This window comes from Goekera deserti (genome assembly GCF_010685995.1).
Classification (GTDB): domain Bacteria; phylum Actinomycetota; class Actinomycetes; order Mycobacteriales; family Geodermatophilaceae; genus Goekera; species Goekera deserti.
Genome location: NZ_JAAGWK010000008.1, coordinates 156968 through 176762 on the forward strand (window position 1 = coordinate 156968; position 19795 = coordinate 176762).

Below are 19795 nucleotides of genomic sequence, written 5' to 3' on the forward strand. Positions count from 1 at the left end.
CGAGGAGGCCGTATGGCAGCCGGGACGACGACGCGCCCCGCGGCCGTCACCGCCGACCAGGCCCCCCGCGCCGGGCTGCTCGGCGGCTCGGCGGGCCGCGGGGGCGGGCTCCTGCTGCTGCTCGGCCTGGTCGTGCTCGCCATGGCGCTCAGCGTCGCCGTCGGCGCCCGGTCGATCGGGCTGGGCACGGTCTGGCAGGCGCTCACCGACTCCACGCTCACCAGCGACGAGGCCGTCATCGTCCGGGAACTGCGGGTCCCGCGCACCGTGCTGGGCGTGCTCGTCGGGCTCGCGCTGGGCGCCGGCGGGGCGCTGATGCAGGGCCACACCCGCAACCCGCTGGGCGACCCGGGCCTGCTCGGCGTGGCCGCGGGCGCCTCGTTCGCCGTCGTGCTGGCCATCACGCTGCTCGGGGTGGGCTCGCCCGCGGAGTACGTCTGGTTCGCCTTCGGCGGCGCGCTGCTGGGCAGCATCGTGGTGTTCGCCATCGGCTCGCGCGGGCGCGGCGGTGCCACCCCGGTCAACCTGGCGCTGGCCGGCACGGCGCTCACCTACCTGCTGTACGCCCTGGTCCGCGCGGTGCTGATCAGCGACCAGCAGACGCTGGACAGCTTCCGCTTCTGGGTGGTCGGCGCGCTCGCCGGCCGGGACGCCGACGTCGCCTGGCAGGTGGGCCCGTTCATCGCCGTCGGGCTGGTGCTGGCGCTGGTCAACTCGCCGGCGCTGAACACCCTCGCACTGGGGGAGGACGTCGCCCGCGGGCTGGGCCAGCGCATCTGGCTGGCCCGCGGCACCGGCATCGCCGGCATCACCCTGCTCACCGGCGCGGCCACCGCCGCCTGCGGGCCGATCGCCTTCGTCGGCCTGGTCGTGCCGCACGTGGCCCGCTCCCTCACCGGCCCCGACCACCGCTGGCTGGTGCCGTACGCGGCCCTGCTCGGCGCCGCGCTGCTGCTGGTCGCCGACGTGATCGGCCGGGTGGTGGTGCGCCCCGGCGAGCTGCAGGTCGGCATCGTGCTGGCGCTGGTCGGCGCGCCGTTCTTCATCGCCCTGATCCGCCGCCGCCGGCTGGCCGCGCTGTGACCGCCACCCAGGTCACGCCCCGGTCCGGCACCCCGGAGCCCCCGCAGCGGCACCCGGAGGAGCGGCCCCGCCGGGTGCTGCGGGCCGGGCCGCTGTCGGCCACCTACCGCCGCCGCCAGCTCACCGTGCCCGTGGTCGTCCTGGCGCTGCTCGTGCTGGTCTCCGCGCTGAGCATCGGCCGCGGCGACTACCCGATCGCGCTGACCGACGTGCTGCGCACCATGGTCGGGCTCGGCGACCCGGCGGCGGAGTTCATCGTCCTGGAGCTGCGGGCGCCGCGGGTGGTCGTCGGCGTGCTGGTCGGCATCGCGCTCGGGCTGTCCGGGGCGCTGGTGCAGACCTTCGCCCGCAACCCGCTGGCCTCCCCCGACGTGCTGGGCGTGACCCAGGGCGCCTCGGTCGGCGCGGTGGCCGTGCTCGCCCTCGGCGGCGGCAGCTCCGCCGCCGCCGGGCTGCTCGGCGGCGCCGGCCTGCCGCTGGCCGCGCTGGTCGGCGCGCTGGCCACTGCCGCCCTGGTGGTGCTGCTGGCCTGGCGGACCGGCATCGACGGCTACCGGCTGGTGCTCGTCGGCATCGGCATCTCGGCCATCTGCACCGCGCTCACCGACTGGCTGCTGGTGCGCGCGGACATCGCCGAGGCCACCGCCGCCTACGTCTGGATCACCGGCTCGCTGAACGCCCGCGGCTGGGACCAGGCCCTGCCGCTGACCCTGGCCCTCGCCGTCCTGCTGCCGGCCGCGCTGGTGCTCAGCCGCACCCTGGGTGCCCTCCAGTTCGGCGACGACACCGCGCGCAGCCTGGGCATCCGGGTCACCGGGTCGCAGGCCCTGGTGCTGCTGGTCGCGGTGGCCCTGGCCGCCGCAGCCGTGGCGGCCGCCGGCCCGATCCAGTTCGTCGCCCTGGTCGTGCCGCAGATCGCGGTCCGGCTCACCGGCGGCTCCCGGCCGCCGCTGCTGGCCTCGGCACTGCTCGGTGCCCTGCTGGTGGTCGGCGCCGACCTGGTGGCCCGCACCGTCCTGCCCGTCGCCCTCCCCGTGGGCATCGTCACCGCCGTCCTCGGGGCGCCGTACCTCATCTGGTTGCTGGTCAGCCGAAGGAGCCGTGTCCGATGACCGCCACGATCCCGCACCGCACCACCACCGCCCGGGGCCCCGGACGGGTCCGGCTGGCCGCCGACGGCGTCCGGCTGGCCTACGGCGCCGACGTCGTCGTCGACCGGCTCGACCTGGAGCTCACCGACGGCTCCTTCACCGCGATCGTCGGGCCCAACGGCTGCGGCAAGTCGACACTGCTGCGCGCCCTGGGCCGGCTCATGCGCCCCACGTCGGGCCAGGTGGTCCTGGACGGCCGGGCCATCACCAGCACCCCCACCAAGGACGTCGCCCGGGTGCTCGGCATGCTCCCGCAGACACCGGTGGCGCCCGAGGGGCTGACCGTGGCCGACCTGGTGGCCCGCGGCCGGCACCCGCACCAGAGCTGGCTGCGCCAGTGGTCCTCCGACGACGAGTCGGTGGTCGCCGAGGCGCTGCAGTGGACCGACATGGCCGAGCTCGCCGACCGGCCGGTGGACGCGCTGTCCGGCGGGCAGCGCCAGCGGGCCTGGATCTCGATGGCGCTGGCCCAGGGCACCGACCTGCTGCTGCTCGACGAGCCGACCACGTACCTGGACCTCTCCCACCAGATCGACGTGCTGGAGCTGGTGGCCCGGCTGCACGCCGAGCGCGGGCGCACCGTCGTCGTCGTGCTGCACGACCTCAACCTCGCCGCGCGCTACGCCCACCGCCTGGTGGCCATGAAGGACGGCGTGCTGGTGGCCGAGGGCACGCCGGCGGAGGTGCTCACCGAGCAGCTGCTGGCCGACGTCTTCGACCTCGAGGCCCGGGTCGTGCCCGACCCGGTGACCGGGACGCCGATGGTCGTCCCGGTCCGCCGGCTGAACCGCTGACCGCGCCGGCGGCACCCCCGCCGGAGATATATCGCTCGTGTCATCGAGGGGCAACACCCGGTCCCTAGCGTCCTGGCGCAACCGACCAGGGGAGCTCACGCGATGGCCACCACACGTTCATCACAGTCCAGCCACGTCGCGACACCGATCGTCGGCACCGGGGAGCACCTGGCCGGTGCGAGCATCGTCAAGCCGGGCTACGACCCGCAGCTGACCAACGAGGACCTCGCGCCCCTGCGCGAGCAGAAGTGGACCTCGTACAACATCTTCGCCTTCTGGATGTCCGACGTGCACAGCGTCGGCGGGTACGTGACCGCGGGCAGCCTGTTCGCCCTGGGCATCGCCGGATGGCAGGTGCTGATCGCGCTGATCGTCGGCATCGTGATCGTGCAGGTCTTCACCAACCTGGTGGCCAAGCCGAGCCAGAAGACCGGCGTGCCCTACCCGGTGATCAACCGGGCGGTGTTCGGCGTCAAGGGCGCGAACATCCCGGCGATCATCCGCGGGCTCATCGCGGTGGCCTGGTACGGCGTGCAGACCTTCCTGGCCGCGACCAGCCTGAACATCATCTGGCTGAAGTTCTTCCCCAGCTCCGCGGCGCTGCTGGACCACTCGTTCCTCGGCCTGAGCGCGCTCGGCTACATCTCCTTCGCCGTCCTCTGGGTGGCGCAGGCGGCGCTGTTCTGGCGGGGCATGGAGACGATCAGGAAGTTCATCGACTTCGCCGGCCCCGCCGTCTACGTCGTCATGATCATCCTGGCCGTGTACCTGGTGTCCGAGGCCGGCTGGTCGAACGTCGACCTCGACCTGCACACCGGCGAGACGTTGACCGGCTGGGCGAGCGTCTCCGCGATGATCGGTGCGATCGCGCTGGTGGTGGCCTACTTCTCCGGCCCGATGCTGAACTTCGGCGACTTCGCCCGGTACGGCAAGAGCTTCGAGGCGGTCAAGCGGGGCAACTTCCTCGGCCTGCCGGTCAACTTCCTCTTCTTCTCGGTCCTCACCGTGGTGTGCGCCTCGGCCACGGTGCCGGTGTTCGGCCGGCTGATCACCGACCCGATCGCCACGGTGGAGGCGATCGACACCCCGTTCGCGATCCTGCTCGGTGGCCTCACCTTCGTCACCGCCACGGTGGGCATCAACATCGTCGCCAACTTCATCGCCCCGGCGTTCGACTTCTCCAACGTGTCCCCGCAGCGGATCAGCTGGCGCACCGGCGGCATGATCGCCGCCGTCGGCTCGGTGCTGCTCACCCCGTGGAACTGGTACGACAGCGCCGAGGGCATCCGGTTCACCCTGGGCATCCTCGGCAGCCTGATCGGCCCGCTGTTCGGCATCCTCATCGCCGGCTACTACCTCGCCGCGAAGCAGCGGGTCGCTGTCGACGACATGTACTCGATGAGCCCCGCGGGCCGGTACTGGTTCCGCGGCGGCTACAACCCGAACGCGGTCGTAGCGGTGGTCGCCGCGGGCGTGCCGACGGTGCTGCTGACCCTGTTCGCCTCGGTCGGTGACTACGGCTGGTTCATCGGCTGCGCGCTGGGCTTCCTGTGCTTCGCCGGGCTGGAGCGGGTGCGGCCGATGATGCCGCAGCTGGACCCGGCCGACGCGGGCGTCTCCGACGGCGCAGCCACGTCCTGACGACCGACCCACCGAGGACCGACGATGCTCCTGCAGGTCATCAACCCGAACAGCACCGCCGCCATGACCGACGCCATCGCCGCCACCGCCCGCGGGGTGGCGGCGGTGGGCACGTCGGTCAGCGCGGTCACCAACACCGGCGCCCCCGCGTCGCTGCAGAGCCACACCGACGAGGCGCTCGCCGTGCCGGGGATGCTCGCCGCCGTCGCCGCCGGTGAGCGGGCCGGCGTCGACGGGCACGTCATCGCCTGCTTCGGCGACCCGGGTCTGGACGCCGCCCGGGAGGTGGCGCGCGGGCCGGTGGTGGGCATCGCCGAGGCGGCGATGCACCTGGCCACGATGCTCGGGCGCGGCTTCAGCGTGGTGACGACGCTGGGCCGCACCCGTGCCCGGGCCCAGGAGCTGGCCGTCCGCTACGGCATGGCCGAGGCCTGCCGGGCGGTGCGGGCCTGCGAGGTGCCGGTGCTCGAGCTGGACGGGCCGGGCTCGGCCGCCGAGCAGCGGGTGCTCGCCGAGTGCCGGGCCGCACTCGCCGAGGACGACGCCGACGTGATCGTGCTCGGCTGCGCCGGGATGGCCGACCTGACCGTCCGGCTGGGCCAGCGGCTCGGCGTCCCGGTGGTGGACGGGGTCACCGCCGCGACGGTGCTGGCGCAGTCGCTGGTGACCCTGGGCCTGGCCACCAGCACCCGCCAGGAGCTCGCACCACTGCCGGCGGACACCCTCGCCGCGCTGGACCGTGCGCCGGGGACTGGCGCGCCGGACCCCCGCCGGGCCACAGTCCCCCGGTGACCGGTGCCCCGCGACGCCACTCGGCGCTGACCGCCGTCCTGCGGGCGCGCCCGCCCGGCGCGGGGCACGCCGACATCCTGGCCGAGCTGCACCGGATGCTGCGCGGCGGGGAGGTGCCCGCGGGCACGCCGATCCGGGTCGACGACCTGGCCACGCACTTCGGCGTCAGCCGCATCCCGGTGCGCGAGGCGCTGATGACGCTGGTGGGTGAGGGGCTGGTCGTGCACCGGCCGCACGCCGGGTACGCCGTCGCCCGGCTGACCGCCGCCGAGCTACGGGAGCTGTACGTGGTGCGGCGGCTGCTGGAGACCGCGGCGCTGTCGTCGGCACTGGCCGCCGCCGGCCCCGAGGACGACGCCTGCGCGCGCGCCGCCTTCGCCGCGCTGGACGCCGCCGTCGAGCGCGGCGACCAGGCCGCCTACCACCGGGAGAGCCGGGCGTTCCACCTGGCGCTGGTCGCCCCGGCCCGGATGCACCGGCTGCGGCACGTGCTGGAGTCCGCCTGGGACGCCACCGAGCTGTGCCGCCCGATGGCGCACGTGCCCGAGGCCGAGCGGCGGGCCATGCACGCCGAGCACAGCGAGATGCTGGCCGCGTTCACCGCCCGGGACGAGCACAGCCTGCTGGAGGCGTCCGGGCGGCACCACGCCCGGCTGGAGACCTCTATCGCCGCCATCGCCGCCGACGCCGCCGCCGGCCACGGCCAGGCCTGACACCCCCGGCCGCCGCACCTGGCCGCCCCGTCCCGCCCCCTTCCCGACTTTTTCGGGCAGAAGTCAGGAGGGGCTTTTTCGGGCATAAGTCAGGCGGACTTCTTCGGGCACAAGGCAGGCGGACTCTCCCGGGCGGAAGTAGGGAGGGCCTTCTCGGGCAGGAGTCAGGGGGTGAGGTGGTCGAGCAGGGCGGTGCGGACGGCGGGGCGGCTGCCGAAGACGAGCAGGAACAGCGCCTCCCGGGCGAGCCGCTGGGCGGGGTGACCGGCCCCGATCGCAGCGCTGCCCGCGGCGGTGACCAGCGCCCCGCTCGCCCGGTGCGCCAGCGCGGACGCCGCGGCCCGGGCGGCGGGCAGCTCGGCCGGCGCCGCGGTGTCCAGGGTCCGCCGGGCGTCGTCGACGGCGCGGGTCAGGGCCTCGGCCAGGGCGCCGAGCGCCGGCCGGTCGGCGGCCAGCTCGCGCACCGAGCGGGCGCAGCGCCCGGCCACCCCCAGCGCCAGCGAGCCGTTGAGCCGCAGGCCGGCCTGGTCACCGGCCCGCCAGCGCAGGAAAGGCACCTGCAGCACCAGCCGGCCGGCCGGCACGCGGTGCCCGCGCAGGGTGAGGTCCACGGTGGCGCTGGCGGTGACCGCGACCGTCGTCTGCGGCCGCACCGCCAGCGTGCCGCCGGCGACGGCGTCGACCAGCAGCAGGACGACGTCGTCGTCGGCGGTGCGGGCGGCCACCAGGACGACGTCCACGTGGTCCCAGCCGGTCACCCACGGCACCGCACCGTCCAGGACGACGTCACCGCCGTCGAGCCGGGCGCGCACCGCCGGCGGCCCGGGCCTGTTGGCGGCCTGCAGGGCGATGCCGGCGCGGAGCCGACCGGCGCACAGGTCCTCCAGGTGCGCCGCGCGCAGCGGGCCGGGTGCATCCGCGACCAGCCGGACGACGCCCAGGTGCTGCAGCCAGACGAACGTGGTGGCCAGGTCACCGCCGGCCAGCAGCTCGACCACGGTCTGCACGGTGAGCGCGTCGGCGGCGAGGCCACCGGCGTCGGCCGGGCCGGTGAGGCCGTACAGCCCCGCGTCGGCGAGAGCGGCCAGGTGGCCCGACGGCACCCGGCCGGCACGTTCCACCTCGCCCGCGGCGGGGAACAGCACCTCGTCGGCGAGCCCGCGGGCCCAGGACACCACATCGGTCACGCCGTCATGGTGCCCCGTCCGCGCGCCGCTCCCGACCCCCTCGTCCCGACGCGCCCTCCGGCGCCCGCGGCCCCAGACTGAGGGCTGCGGATTCGATGACGACCCCGCCCCACGACTGGAAGAGGACCGAGCAGATGTCCGTAGACCCCGCCGTCTCGTCCGTGAAGGGTGCGCGCGCCGAGGACCAGTTCGGCACACCCCTCGGCACCGTGGACGCCGTCTTCCTCGACGACGCCACCGGTCAGCTCAGCTGGGTGGTCGTGGGCGGTGACGCCGTCGCCCCTGCCACCGGTGCGCAGCTGGAGGGCTCCTCGCTGCGGCTGCCGGTGGACGCAGCGGCCGTGCAGACCGCGCCCCGGCTGGGTGGCCGCGGCCACCTGGACGCCGACCACCTGGCCGCCCTGCAGGACCACTACCGCGGGGTCGGCTCGACCGGCCGGCACGCCGCGGACACCGGTGGCTACGGCTTCGCCGGCAACCAGGCCGCCGACGCCGGCGCGCGCTCCCTGGACGGGGACGGGGCGATGACCCTGTCGGAGGAGCGGCTGTCGGTGGGCACGGAGGTGGCCCCGTACTCCCGCGCGGTGCTGCGCATCGAGACGGTGACCGAGGAGGTCATGGTCCCGGTGACGGTCACCCGGCAGGTGGCCCGGGTGGAGTACCTCCCGCCGCACCACGAGAGCACGGGGCAGGCGACGGCGCCGGCCGGCCGGGTCGGCGAGCAGGCCACCGGCTGGGTGACCCTGCACGGCGAGGAGCCCGTCGTGCAGACCCGGCGCGTGCCGGTCGAGCGGGTCCGGCTGGCCACCAGCTGGACCCAGGAGCAGCAGCAGGTCAGCGGCCAGGTGCGCCGCGAGGAGCTCGCACTGGACGACGACACCGCCCGCCGCTGACCTGCCCGGTCCCGTCCCGGCGCGCTGCCGGGACGGGCCGCGGACCCGTGCAGCCGCTGTGATCCCCTGCGTCAGGGTGGCGTCCGGGCGCCCGGCACGGGAGGCTCGACCCTGATGGACACACGCGCGATCGGCCTCCCCTCGGACGTGCAGGACTGGATCACCGGCCGCGGGCTCGAGGTCGTGCTGATCGTGATCGGCTCGGTGCTGCTGGCCCGCTTCGCCACCTGGGTCGGTGACCGGATCACCACCCGCATCGACCAGGCGTCCACCGGCGGCGACGCGCTGGTGCGCTCGGAGGCGGCCAAGCACCGGCACTCGGTCACCCAGGTGCTGCGCTGGGTGGCGATCGTGCTGATCTACACGCTGGCCGTGATCCTGGTCCTCGACCGGCTGGGCGTCCCGGTCACCGGGCTGACGCTGCCGGCGACCGTGCTCGGTGTCGGTCTGGGCTTCGGCGCGCAGCGGATCGTCCAGGACCTGCTGGCCGGCTTCTTCATCATCACCGAGCGGCAGTACGGCTTCGGGGACGTCGTGTCGATCACCGCGACCGGCGCCGCGACCGAGGCGACCGGCACCGTGGAGGACGTCACCCTGCGGATCACCCGGCTGCGCTCGAGCAACGGCGAGGTGATCACCGTGCCCAACGGCCAGATCGTCAAGGTGGTCAACCTGTCGCGGGACTGGGCGCGAGCCGTGGTCGACGTCCCGGTGCAGGCCACCACCGACGTCAACCGGGTCAACGAGATCCTGCACGCGGTGGGCACGCAGGCCTTCGCCGACCCCGACCTGAAGCCGCTGCTGCTGGACGAGCCCAGCGTGATGGGCGTGGAGAGCCTCGGCCTGGACCAGGTCAACCTGCGCATGGTGGCCCGCACGCTGCCCGGCAAGCAGTTCGAGGTGGGCCGGGACCTGCGCGCCCGCGTCGTGAAGGAGTTCCGCCGGGCCGGCCTGATCGTCGACTCCAGCCTGAGCACCGACGGCGACGGGGACCACCGGCAGGGCAGCACGCCTGCGTCCGCGGGTGCACCGGCGAGCACGGCGCCGTCCACCACGATGATCCCCCGCACGCCCCCGCCCGCGAAGAAGACGACGAGGGAGCGCACGTGACCGGCCCCGAGGGCTCCGGCGCCGAGCGTGGTGCACCCACCCGGGCCGTCCCCGCCGCCGGGACGGGGCAGAGCGCGGCGTCGCCGCCCACCCCGAACGCGGTGCGGGCCTGGCTGGACCGGGTGCCGGCGAGGCTGGGCCGGGCCCGCACCTCCACGGTCGTGCTGTGCCTGCTCTTCCTGGCCTCCTACACCCTGTACCTCAACGTCCGGCCGTACGTGCCGCCCGCACCGGGCACCACGCAGACGTCGGTGGACCAGCCGGTGCCCGCCCCGGCACCGGCGCCGGAGACCACCAGCGAGGCGCCGGCCACGCCGACCGCGACCACGCCCCGCAGCACGTCGGAGGCACCGGCCACGACCACCGAGCCGGAGACCCCGACGTCCACCTCGGCGGAGGAGAGCACCCCGACCGGCACCTCCGGGTCCGCGACACCCACGTCCGGGGCGCCGGAGACCAGCGCTCCACGCACCTCGGCGCCCGCACCGACCAGCCAGGCACCCGACGACGTGCCGGGGGACGACGCCGGGTCCACCGGCTGAGGGGCCGTTGCGGGGGGCAGCGTCCGAGCGGCCGTGCCCGGAGGCGATGTCCGCCGCGGCGACGGTGCCGGTGCCGGGCATGGCCGCGGGGACCCGCTGGGGCGTCTACCCGGCCGCCGCACTCGCCGACGGCGTCCGCTCGGTGCCCTCGGTCCCGGTGGGCCTGCCCGGGGAGGTCGTCGGTGCGCTGGACCTCTACGCCACCGCGCCGCCGGTCTTCGGCCCGGAGGCGGGAGATCGAGCTGCTGCGCTGGGCGGCGCAGGCCGCCGGCTCGCCGTCGGCGACCGGCGCGGTGACCAGCCGGCCGGCGCGCCGACCTCGCGCTCCACCATCGACCAGGCGATCGGCATCCTCGTGGCCCGGCAGTGGTGCTCCGCCGGCGCCGCGTTCGAGGTCCTGCGGCGCGGGTCCCAGGGGTGCGACGTCGAGCTGCGCACGCTCGCCGCCGACGTCGTGCGGTCGGTGGGCGGGGTCGGGCCCGGAGGCCCGCCACTGGCACCCGGCGACCGACCGGCGGTCAGCGCGCCGGGGCGCCGAGCACCCGGAGCAGCAGCCGGGGCTCCCCCGGCCAGGCCGCCAGCACCCGCTCGCGCGGGATGCTCCGGGCCGCGTAGCGGAACAGCAGCACCACCGCGACGACGTCGTCCAGCGGGCCGATCACCGGCAGGAACTCCGGCAGCAGGTCGATCGGCGAGAGCACCCACAGCACCGCCACCCCCAGCGCCACCTTCGCCCGGCGGGGCACCGCGCCGTCCCGGCGCAGGGTGCGGGCGGTGCTCACGCAGGCCGGCAGGAACTCCAGCACCTCGCGCAGCAGCCCGGGCGGCAGCCGCTTGGCGAGCACCACCATGACCAGGCAGAGCAGCGCCCACACCGCCACGGCCACCCCGGCGACGACCAGCCACCTCACGGCGCGGGCCGGCCGAACGAGGTGATCACGGCGACGCCGGGGGCCCGGCCGACCTCAGCGAGCGCGGCGCCCGCGCCGTCCAAGTCCAGCTCGCGGGTGACCAGCGCGGCAGGGTCGAGCCGGCCGGCCTCGATCAGCGAGAGCATCGCCGGGTAGTCGCCCGCGGCCATCCCGTGGCTGCCCAGCACCGCGAGCTCCCCGGCCACCACCAGCTCCATCGGCACCGCGGGCCGGCCCAGCGACGGCGGCAGCAGCCCCACCTGCACGTGCCGGCCGCGTGGCCGCAGCGAGCGGATCGAGTCCAGGCAGGTGGCCGGGGAGCCCAGGCAGTCCAGCGAGACGTGCACGCCGCCCCCGGTCAGCTCGCGCACCGCTGCCACCACGTCGCCCACCCGGCCACTTCCGCGGAAAGGGCCGTCGTCCGGCCGGCCACTTCCGCGGAAAGGGCCGTCGTCCGGCCGGCCACTTCCGCGGGAAGGGCCGCCCTCCACCCGGCCACTTCCGCGGAAAGGGCCGTCGTCCGGCCGGCCACTTCCGCGGGAAGGGCCGTCGTCCGCCTGGCCGCCCACGTCGAGCGTGTGCTCGGCGCCCATCGCCCGGGCCAGGGCCAGCGCACCCGGGCTGACGTCGACGGCCACGACGCGGGCGCCCACGGCCACCGCGACCTGCACCGCCGACAGGCCCACCCCGCCGCAGCCGTGCACCGCCACCCACTCCCCCGGGCGCACCCGGCCCACCCCGGTCACCGCCCGGAACGCGGTGGCGAACCGGCAGCCCAGCGCGGCAGCCGTGCGGGCGGGCAGCCCGTCGGGCAGCGCCACCAGGTTGACGTCGGCGGCGTCCAGCGCGACCAGCTCGGCGAAGGAACCCCAGTGCGTGAACCCGGGCTGGGTCTGTCGCAGGCAGACCTGGCCGTCGCCGTCCCGGCAGGGCGGGCAGCTGCCGCAGGCACACACGAACGGCACGGTCACCCGGACGCCCACCGACCAGCGCCGCACCCCCGCACCCACGGCGGCCACGGTGCCGGCGAGCTCGTGCCCGGGCACGTGCGGCAGCACCACGTCGGGGTCGTGCCCGGACCAGGCGTGCCAGTCGCTGCGGCACACCCCGGTGGCCTCCACCCGGACGACGACACCGTCGGTGGCCGGGGACGGGTCGGGCACCTGCCGCACGACCAGCGGGCCGCCGAACTCCTCGAAGACCAGTGCGCGCACACCCAGAGACTGCCGCACGCGCGATGTCCTATCATCGCGGTGGCTCACGAGAGGCAGCGACAAGCACCTGGCTTGCTGCCCGGCAACCTCTACTCCGTCTGAGGTGCTCCCAGGGGAAGAGCCGGTCGGACGGCACCCGCCGCCCGGCAAGGACGGAGCTCCGTGCGCCGCGGGACTCCGCTGATCACAGGAGGCCATGGCGCATGTCCGACCCGCAGAGCTGGAGCTTCGAGACCCGGCAGATCCACGCCGGCACGAGCCCCGACCCCACCACCGGCGCCCGCGCGCTGCCCATCTACGCCACGACCAGCTACCAGTTCCGCGACAGCCAGCACGCCGCGGACCTGTTCGCCCTCGCCGAGATGGGCAACATCTACACCCGGATCATGAACCCGACGCAGGACGCGCTGGAGCAGCGCGTCGCGTCCCTGGAGGGCGGCGTCGCCGCGCTGGCCGTCTCGTCGGGGCAGGCCGCGGAGACCCTCGCGATCCTCAACCTGGCCGAGGCCGGTGACCACATCGTGGCGTCGGCGTCGCTCTACGGCGGCACGTACAACCTGCTGCACCACTCGCTGCCGAAGATGGGCATCACCGTCTCCTTCGTCGAGGACCCCGACGACCCGGCGGCCTGGCAGGCGCTGGTGCAGGAGAACACCAAGGCCCTCTACGCCGAGACGATCGGCAACCCCAAGGGCGACGTGCTGGACATCGCCGCGGTCGCCGAGGTCGCGCACCGCAACGAGATCCCGCTGATCGTGGACAACACGGTGGCCACGCCGTTCCTCATCCGGCCCATCGAGTTCGGCGCCGACATCGTGGTGCACTCGGCCACCAAGTACCTGGGCGGGCACGGCACCGCCGTCGCCGGGATCATCGTCGACAGCGGCAACTTCGACTGGTCCCGCGGCAAGTTCCCCGGCTTCACCACCCCGGACCCGACCTACCACGGTGTGGTCTACAAGGACCTGGGCGCACCCGCGTTCGCGCTCAAGGCCCGGGTGCAGCTGCTGCGCGACCTGGGCCCGGCCATCTCGCCGTTCAACGCGTTCCTCGTCGTCCAGGGCATCGAGACGCTGTCGCTGCGGATGGAGCGGCACATCGCCAACGCGCAGCGGGTCGCCGAGTGGCTGGAGGCGCGCGACGAGGTGCAGTCGGTGCACTACGCCGGGCTGCCGTCCTCGCCGTGGCACGCGGCGGGCAAGAAGTACGCGCCCCGGGGCACCGGCGCGGTGCTGGCCTTCGAGATCGTGGGCGGCGTCGAGGCCGGCAAGGCGTTCGTGGAGGCCCTGGAGCTGCACAGCCACGTGGCCAACATCGGCGACGTGCGCAGCCTGGTCATCCACCCGGCGTCGACCACGCACTCCCAGCTGACCCCGGAGGAGCAGCTCACCACCGGCGTCACCCCCGGCCTGGTGCGCCTGGCCGTCGGGCTGGAGGGCATCGACGACATCCTCGCCGACCTGGACGCCGGCTTCCGCGCGGCGAAGACCAGCTGACGTGACCGTCGTCCGGGGTGCCGGGACGGCGCCCCGGACGACGGCCCGCTCCGGCGGCTGGGTCGAGGGCGACCCGACCGGCGACCGCCAGCTCCTCGACCTCGACGGACCGTTCCGTCTCGAGCGGGGCGGGGAGCTGCCGGCCGTGCGGGTGGCCTACGAGACGTGGGGCGAGCTCGCCCCGGACGCCGGCAACGCGGTGCTGGTCGAGCACGCGCTCACCGGCGACAGCCACGTCACCGGGCCGACCGGGCCGGGCCAGCCCACGCCGGGCTGGTGGGACGGTCTGGTCGGCCCCGGCGCGCCGCTGGACACCGACCGCCTGTTCGTCGTGTGCGCCAACGTGCTGGGCGGCTGCCAGGGCACCACCGGGCCGTCGTCCCGGGCGCCGGACGGGGCACCGTGGGGCTCGCGCTTCCCCGCCGTCACCATCGGCGACCAGGTGGCCGTGGAGGCCGCGCTCGCCGACGCGCTGGGGATCGGCCGGTGGGCCGCCGTCGTCGGGGGCTCGATGGGCGGCATGCGGGTGCTGGAGTGGGCGGTCTCCCGGCCCGACCGGGTCGAGGCTCTGTTCTTCCTCGCCTCCGCCGCCGCGGCGAGCGCCGACCAGATCGGCACCCAGACCACCCAGCAGACCGCCATCCGCAGCGACCCCCGCTGGGCCGGCGGCGACTACCCCGCCGGGGAGGGCCCGGTCGACGGGCTGGGCACCGCCCGGCGGATCGCGCACCTCACCTACCGCAGCGCCGCCGAGCTGGAGCAGCGCTTCGGCACCCACGTGCAGGACGACGGCCGGTTCGCCGTCGCCTCCTACCTCGACCACCACGCCGCCAAGCTGGCCGGCCGCTTCGACGCCGGCAGCTACGTGGTGCTCACCGAGGCGATGAACACCTGGGACGTCGGCCGGCACCGCAGTGGCGTGGAGGCCGCGCTGAGCCGGGTCACCGCCCGCGCCACGGTCGCCGGCATCGACAGCGACCGGCTGTACCCGGTCGCCCAGCAGCAGCGGGTGGCCGACGCGCTCGGCGTCGGCCTGCGCGTGGTGCCGTCGACGCACGGGCACGACGGGTTCCTGATCGAGCTGGACGCCGTCGGCGCTCTGGTGCGGGAGCTGCTCGGCACCTGAGCGACGCGCACGTCGCACAGCCTGTGGACAGCGCGGGCACGGGCCGCCCACACAGGACACAACCGCAGGTCACAGGCCTGACAGCCGGCTCCGGGCGCTCAGCCGGCGGGCGCATACTCGCCGTCGCCCGCGGTCGCGGACCATCGCCGCCAGCGTCTGGAGTCCCGCGTGACGATCGCCCCCAGCATCATCGTGCACCGGCCGAGTGCCGTCCCCGCCCCGGCGCGGGGATCACGGCTGGGCATGCTGCTGCGAACCACCGACCACAAGACGATCGGCCTGATGTACCTGGCCACGTCGTTCACCGTGTTCGTCGTCGCCGGGGTCATGGCGCTGCTCATGCGCGGCGAGCTGGCCCGGCCGGGGCTGCAGTACCTGTCCCCCACGCAGTACAACGAGCTGTTCACCATGCACGGCACGCTGATGCTGCTGTTCTTCGCCACCCCGCTGTTCTTCGCCTTCGCGAACCTGATCATGCCGCTGCAGATCGGGGCGCCCGACGTGGCGTTCCCGCGGCTTAACGCGCTGTCCTACTGGCTGTTCTTCTTCGGCGTGCTCATCGTGCTGAGCGGCCTGCTCACCCCCGGGGGCGCCGCCGACTTCGGCTGGACCGCCTACTCCCCGCTGTCGGACATCACCAACTCCCCCGGCGCCGGCGGCGACCTGTGGATCACCGGGCTGGTGGTCAGCGGCCTCGGCACGATCCTCGGCGGGGTCAACTTCATCGCGACCATCGTCTGCCTGCGGGCGCCCGGGATGACCATGTTCCGGATGCCGGTCTTCGTGTGGGCGACGTTCGTGACCGCCGTGCTGATCCTGCTGGCGTTCCCGATCCTGACCTCGGCCCTGATGGCGCTGCTGGCCGACCGGCACCTGGGCGCGCAGGTGTTCAGCGCGGCGAACGGCGGGCCCATCCTGTGGCAGCACCTGTTCTGGTTCTTCGGCCACCCCGAGGTCTACATCATCGCGCTGCCGTTCTTCGGGATCATCTCCGAGGTGGTCCCGGTGTTCAGCCGCAAGCCGCTGTTCGGCTACAAGGGCATGATCTTCGCCCTGATCGGCATCGGCGCGCTGTCGGTGAGCGTGTGGGCCCACCACATGTTCGCCACCGGGGTGGTGCTGCTGCCGTTCTTCTCCTTCCTGACGTACCTGATCGCCGTCCCGACCGGCATCAAGTTCTTCAACTGGATCGGCACCATGTGGCGCGGGCAGATCACCTTCGAGGCACCGATGCTCTTCGCCGTCGGCTTCATGATCACCTTCCTGCTCGGTGGCCTCACCGGCGTGCTGCTGGCCAGCCCCCCGCTGGACTGGCAGGTGACCGACTCCTACTTCGTCGTCGCGCACTTCCACTACGTCGTGTTCGGCACGGTCGTGTTCGCCGCCTACGCGGGCATCTACTTCTGGTTCCCCAAGATGTGCGGCCGGATGATGGACGAGCGGCTGGGCAAGCTGCACTTCTGGCTCACCTTCATCGGCTTCCACGCCACCTTCCTGGTGCAGCACTGGCTGGGCTCGGAGGGCATGCCGCGCCGCTACGCCGACTACCTGCCCACCGACGGATTCACCACGCTGAACACGTTCTCGACGATCGGGTCGTTCGTCCTCGGCGCCTCGACGATCCCCTTCTTCTACAACGTCGTGACGTCCTGGAAGTACGGGCAGCCGGCCCTGCGCGACGACCCGTGGGGCCACGGCAACTCCCTGGAGTGGGCCACGTCCTCGCCGCCCCCGCGGCACAACTTCATCGAGATCCCGCGCATCCGGTCCGAGCGGCCCGCCTTCGACCTGCACCACCCGCACCTCAGGGAGCGGCTGCTGACCGAGGCACACGCCGGACGCCGGGACACCGCACCCCACTGACCCGCTCGGTCACCCCCCGGACGCGGCGCCCCGTCGACAAGTCGTGCCGGCGGGGTGGGGTCGGCGGCCGCGGGACAACGGTCCTGTGACAGGTGAGCGCGCCACCCGTGGCGCGGCGGGTCCGCACAGCAGACTCCCGGACACCGAGTCGCGCACCCGCGCCCGGTCGCGGACGTCGACGGGACGGCGTGCCGCGTGGTGCGGAGGCACCCCCGTCCCGCAGACCGAGGAGACGCCATGGGACACACCGCCGAGACCAGCCGCCGGGGCAGCTGGTTCACCGACCGGCCCCTGGCCGTGAAGATGGGCGCGTCCCTCGCACTGCTCGGCACGGTGGCCGTCGGCGTCACCGTGCTCGCCGTCGACAAGATCGACACCCTCGCCGCGGCCGAGGTGAAGCTGAACGAGGGCAGCATCGTGCCGCTGGACACCCTGGGGAAGCTGCAGCGCACCTTCCAGGGCGACCGGGCGCGGTACATCCTGTACGCGCTCTCCGACGAGGCCACCCGCGCCGAGCTGCGCCCCGACCTCGCCGAGCGGCGGCAGACGCTGCTGGACCAGGAGCAGGCCTACCTGGACACCCTCGGCGACCCCGGCGACTTCGACCCCGTGCACGACCAGCTGACCGCCTACTACACCCTGGTCGACCAGCAGGTGGTGCCCACCGCGGACGCCGGTGACCGGGTGACCAGCCTGGCTCTGGCCACCGGCCCGCTGGCCGAGGCCGGCCGGGCGACCTCCGACGCCTTCGGTGCCGAGCAGGCCCGGCAGGGCATCGACGCGACCGCCGACGCGGAAGCCGGCCTCGCCGAGGCCACCAGCGCCCGGCGCACCCTCTGGATCGCGCTGGCCGTCGGCATGGTGCTGGCCGGGGTGCTCGCCACCGTCGTCGTCCGGCAGGTGCTGCGCGCCGTCCGCTCGGTGCAGGCGTCCCTGGAGGCGCTCGCCGAGGGTGACCTCACGGTCGAGCCGGAGGTGCGGTCCGGCGACGAGCTCGGCCGGATGGCCGCCGGCCTGGGCACCGCGCTGGCCGGGCTGCGCCGGGTGATGAGCTCCGTGGTCGCCTCCGCCGAGGCCGTGGCCGCGTCCTCGGAGGAGCTGAGCGCGTCCGCGGCCCAGATCAGCGCATCGGCGAACGAGACCAGCGCCCAGTCCGGCGTCGTGTCCACCGCCGCCGACGAGGTGTCGCGCAACGTCGGCACCGTGTCCGCGGGTGCCGAGCAGATGGGCGCCAGCATCCGGGAGATCAGCCAGAACGCCAACGAGGCCGCCCGGGTCGCCGCCAGCGCCGTCGCCGAGGCCGAGACCACCAACGGCACCGTGCTCAAGCTCGGCGAGTCCTCGCGGGAGATCGGCGACGTCGTCAAGCTGATCACCTCCATCGCCGAGCAGACCAACCTGCTCGCCCTCAACGCCACCATCGAGGCGGCCCGGGCCGGGGAGGCCGGCAAGGGCTTCGCCGTCGTCGCCACCGAGGTCAAGGACCTCGCCCAGGAGACCGCCAAGGCCACCGAGGAGATCTCCCGCCGGGTGGTCGCCATCCAGGCCGACACCGCCGGCGCCGCCGAGGCCATCGGCCGGATCAGCGGCATCATCGGCTCCATCAACGACTACCAGCTGACCATCGCCAGCGCCGTCGAGGAGCAGACCGCCACCACCCAGGAGATGAGCCGCTCGGTGCTCGAGGCCGCCGCCGGCACCGGGGAGATCGCCCGGAACATCACCGGGGTGTCCGCGGCCGCCACCACCACCACCGAGGCCCTCGGCCAGACCCGGATCGCGGTCGACGAGCTGTCCCGGATGGCCAGCGACCTGCGGGGGACGGTGTCGCGCTTCCGGTATTGACGGTCGTCCTGCGGACTCCGACCGCGGCCAGGAGCGGTCCCCGGCTCGGGGTGAGCTGCTGCAGCCGCTCGCTCGGGGACCCTCCGGGTCCCGCTCGCTCGGGCACCACTCGGTGAGGTCCGGACGTCGGGGCGCCCGGTCGTCGCCGAGCGGGGGGCTGCCTAGGGTGGGTGGATGGGTTACGACGTGGTGGGGCTCCGGCAGCACTTCCCGCAGCTGCGGGGTGGGGCGGCGCACTTCGACGGGCCGGGGGGCACGCAGGTGCCCGACGTCGTCGCCGACGCCGTCCGGGACACGCTGCTGTCGCCGCTGGCCAACCGGGGGCGGGTGACCGCTGCCGAGCGCACCGCCGACGACGTGGTCACCGGCGCCCGATCGGCGATGGCCGACCTGCTCGGCGTCGACCCGCAGACCGTCGTCTTCGGCCGCAGCATGACCCAGCTGACCTACGACGCGGCCCGCACCCTCGCCCAGGACTGGGGCCCGGGCGACGAGGTCGTCGTCACCCGGCTCGACCACGACGCCAACATCCGGCCCTGGGTGCACGCCGCCGAGTCCGCCGGGGCCACCGTGCGCTGGGTGGGCTTCGACCCGGCCACCGGCGAGCTCACCGCCGACGACGTCGCCGCCCAGCTGTCCGAGCGCACCCGGCTCGTCGCGGTGACCGGCGCGTCGAACCTGATCGGCACCCGGCCCCCGCTGGCGGCCATCGGCGCGGCCGTGCACGCCGCCGGCGCCCTGTTCGCCGTGGACGGCGTGCACCTCACCGCGCACGCCCCGGTGGACGTCGCCGCCACCGGCGCCGACCTCTACGCCTGCTCGCCCTACAAGTTCCTCGGCCCGCACTGCGGCGTGCTCACCGGCCGTGCGGAACTGCTCGCCCGGATGCACCCGGCGAAGCTGCTGCCCTCCACCGACGCCGTCCCCGAGCGGTTCGAGCTCGGCACCCTGCCCTACGAGCTGCTCGCCGGGACCACCGCCGCCGTCGACCTGCTCGCCTCCCTCGGCCCTGCCCAGCCGCCCGGCGACGCGACCGACCGGCGCGCCCGCCTGCTGGCGTCGATGTCCGCGGTCGAGGAGCACGAGGACGCGCTGCGCCTGCGGCTGGAGCAGGACCTGGCCGCGCTGCCCGGCGTCACCCTGTGGTCCCGCGCGGCGCACCGCACCCCCACCCTGCTGCTCACCTTCGACGGCCGGGACGCCGCCGACGCGTACCGCTGGCTCGCCGACCGCGGGGTGAACGCCCCCGCCGGGTCGTTCTACGCCCTGGAGGCCTCCCGCTGGCTCGGCCTCGGCGACACCGGCGGCCTCCGCGCCGGCCTCGCGCCCTACACCGACGACGACGACGTCGACCGCCTCCTCGACGGCCTCCGCACCTTCCTGACCTCCCCCTGACCCGCCCGCGAGCAGTCAGCCGGTCAGCCGGTCAGCCGG

General features: G+C 74.6%; 17 protein-coding genes, 1 pseudogene and 1 riboswitch. Of the genes and pseudogenes, 15 read left to right on the forward strand and 3 right to left on the reverse strand.

Annotated features, from left to right (window positions below):
• Window positions 1-12: 12 nt before the first annotated feature.
• From G1H19_RS04100 to G1H19_RS04125, 6 genes are all read left to right on the forward strand, one after another.
• Window positions 13-1083, forward strand: coding sequence for a FecCD family ABC transporter permease (locus G1H19_RS04100; protein ID WP_152730330.1), 1071 nt, complete (start codon window positions 13-15; stop codon window positions 1081-1083).
• Window positions 1080-2195 carry a FecCD family ABC transporter permease gene (locus G1H19_RS04105; RefSeq protein ID WP_162393285.1) on the forward strand — a complete coding sequence of 372 codons (1116 nt, stop codon included), beginning with the start codon at window positions 1080-1082 and terminating at the stop codon, window positions 2193-2195. The genes G1H19_RS04100 and G1H19_RS04105 overlap by 4 nt, the downstream gene beginning before the upstream one ends.
• Window positions 2192-3028, forward strand: coding sequence for an ABC transporter ATP-binding protein (locus tag G1H19_RS04110; RefSeq protein ID WP_152730331.1), 837 nt, complete (start codon window positions 2192-2194; stop codon window positions 3026-3028). Before G1H19_RS04105 ends, G1H19_RS04110 begins: the two co-directional genes overlap by 4 nt.
• 102 nt (window positions 3029-3130) lie before the next feature.
• The gene (locus tag G1H19_RS04115) at window positions 3131-4669 is read left to right on the forward strand and encodes an NCS1 family nucleobase:cation symporter-1 (protein WP_152730332.1); all 1539 of its coding nucleotides are present in this window, start codon (window positions 3131-3133) and stop codon (window positions 4667-4669) included.
• Between the two features lie 24 nt (window positions 4670-4693).
• The gene (locus G1H19_RS04120; protein WP_152730333.1) at window positions 4694-5461 is read left to right on the forward strand and encodes an aspartate/glutamate racemase family protein; all 768 of its coding nucleotides are present in this window, start codon (window positions 4694-4696) and stop codon (window positions 5459-5461) included.
• Window positions 5458-6174 (forward strand): GntR family transcriptional regulator, encoded by a 717-nt coding sequence (locus G1H19_RS04125; RefSeq protein WP_202925966.1) that lies wholly within the window; start codon window positions 5458-5460, stop codon window positions 6172-6174. Before G1H19_RS04120 ends, G1H19_RS04125 begins: the two co-directional genes overlap by 4 nt.
• 164 nt (window positions 6175-6338) lie before the next feature.
• On the opposite strand, the gene G1H19_RS04130 is transcribed toward G1H19_RS04125, so the two are convergent.
• Complete coding sequence (locus tag G1H19_RS04130; RefSeq protein WP_162393284.1) at window positions 6339-7361, reverse strand: acyl-CoA dehydrogenase family protein; 1023 nt, start codon at window positions 7359-7361, stop codon at window positions 6339-6341.
• A 134-nt stretch (window positions 7362-7495) separates the two neighbouring features.
• Here G1H19_RS04130 and G1H19_RS04135 point away from each other — a divergent pair, with 134 nt between their 5' ends.
• From G1H19_RS04135 to G1H19_RS24845, 4 genes and pseudogenes are all read left to right on the forward strand, one after another.
• Window positions 7496-8254 (forward strand): YsnF/AvaK domain-containing protein, encoded by a 759-nt coding sequence (locus G1H19_RS04135; protein WP_162393283.1) that lies wholly within the window; start codon window positions 7496-7498, stop codon window positions 8252-8254.
• Window positions 8255-8368: 114 nt separating this feature from the next.
• Complete coding sequence (locus tag G1H19_RS04140) at window positions 8369-9364, forward strand: mechanosensitive ion channel family protein (RefSeq protein WP_152730335.1); 996 nt, start codon at window positions 8369-8371, stop codon at window positions 9362-9364.
• Window positions 9361-9906 (forward strand): hypothetical protein, encoded by a 546-nt coding sequence (locus G1H19_RS04145; RefSeq protein WP_152730336.1) that lies wholly within the window; start codon window positions 9361-9363, stop codon window positions 9904-9906. The genes G1H19_RS04140 and G1H19_RS04145 overlap by 4 nt, the downstream gene beginning before the upstream one ends.
• 79 nt (window positions 9907-9985) lie before the next feature.
• A pseudogene (locus tag G1H19_RS24845) lies at window positions 9986-10351 on the forward strand (ANTAR domain-containing protein); the annotation flags it as partial.
• A gap of 73 nt (window positions 10352-10424) precedes the next feature.
• On the opposite strand, the gene G1H19_RS04155 reads toward G1H19_RS24845, so the two are convergent.
• Window positions 10425-10817 carry a YkvA family protein gene (locus G1H19_RS04155; protein WP_235928224.1) on the reverse strand — a complete coding sequence of 131 codons (393 nt, stop codon included), beginning with the start codon at window positions 10815-10817 and terminating at the stop codon, window positions 10425-10427.
• Window positions 10814-12049, reverse strand: a complete 1236-nt coding sequence (locus G1H19_RS22940) for a zinc-binding dehydrogenase (protein ID WP_328726892.1) — start codon at window positions 12047-12049, stop codon at window positions 10814-10816. Before G1H19_RS22940 ends, G1H19_RS04155 begins: the two co-directional genes overlap by 4 nt.
• A 24-nt stretch (window positions 12050-12073) precedes the next feature.
• A riboswitch (SAM riboswitch) is annotated at window positions 12074-12190 on the forward strand.
• 44 nt (window positions 12191-12234) lie between these two features.
• On the opposite strand from G1H19_RS22940, the gene G1H19_RS04165 reads away from it, so the two are divergent.
• The 5 genes from G1H19_RS04165 to G1H19_RS04185 all read left to right on the forward strand — a co-directional run bounded on the left by G1H19_RS04165 (window position 12235) and on the right by G1H19_RS04185 (window position 19756).
• Window positions 12235-13527 carry a bifunctional o-acetylhomoserine/o-acetylserine sulfhydrylase gene (locus tag G1H19_RS04165; protein WP_152730337.1) on the forward strand — a complete coding sequence of 431 codons (1293 nt, stop codon included), beginning with the start codon at window positions 12235-12237 and terminating at the stop codon, window positions 13525-13527.
• A 1-nt stretch (window position 13528) separates the two neighbouring features.
• On the forward strand, window positions 13529-14653 hold the full coding sequence (gene metX / locus G1H19_RS04170) for a homoserine O-acetyltransferase MetX (protein ID WP_162393282.1): 1125 nt from the start codon (window positions 13529-13531) through the stop codon (window positions 14651-14653).
• Between the two features lie 168 nt (window positions 14654-14821).
• Window positions 14822-16516, forward strand: a complete 1695-nt coding sequence (gene ctaD, locus G1H19_RS04175) for an aa3-type cytochrome oxidase subunit I (protein WP_235928222.1) — start codon at window positions 14822-14824, stop codon at window positions 16514-16516.
• Between the two features lie 237 nt (window positions 16517-16753).
• A complete protein-coding gene (locus G1H19_RS04180; RefSeq protein WP_152730338.1) occupies window positions 16754-18361 on the forward strand; it encodes a methyl-accepting chemotaxis protein in 1608 nt (535 codons plus the stop codon).
• A 174-nt stretch (window positions 18362-18535) separates the two neighbouring features.
• Window positions 18536-19756, forward strand: coding sequence for a cysteine desulfurase-like protein (locus G1H19_RS04185; protein WP_152730339.1), 1221 nt, complete (start codon window positions 18536-18538; stop codon window positions 19754-19756).
• Window positions 19757-19795: the final 39 nt, after the last annotated feature.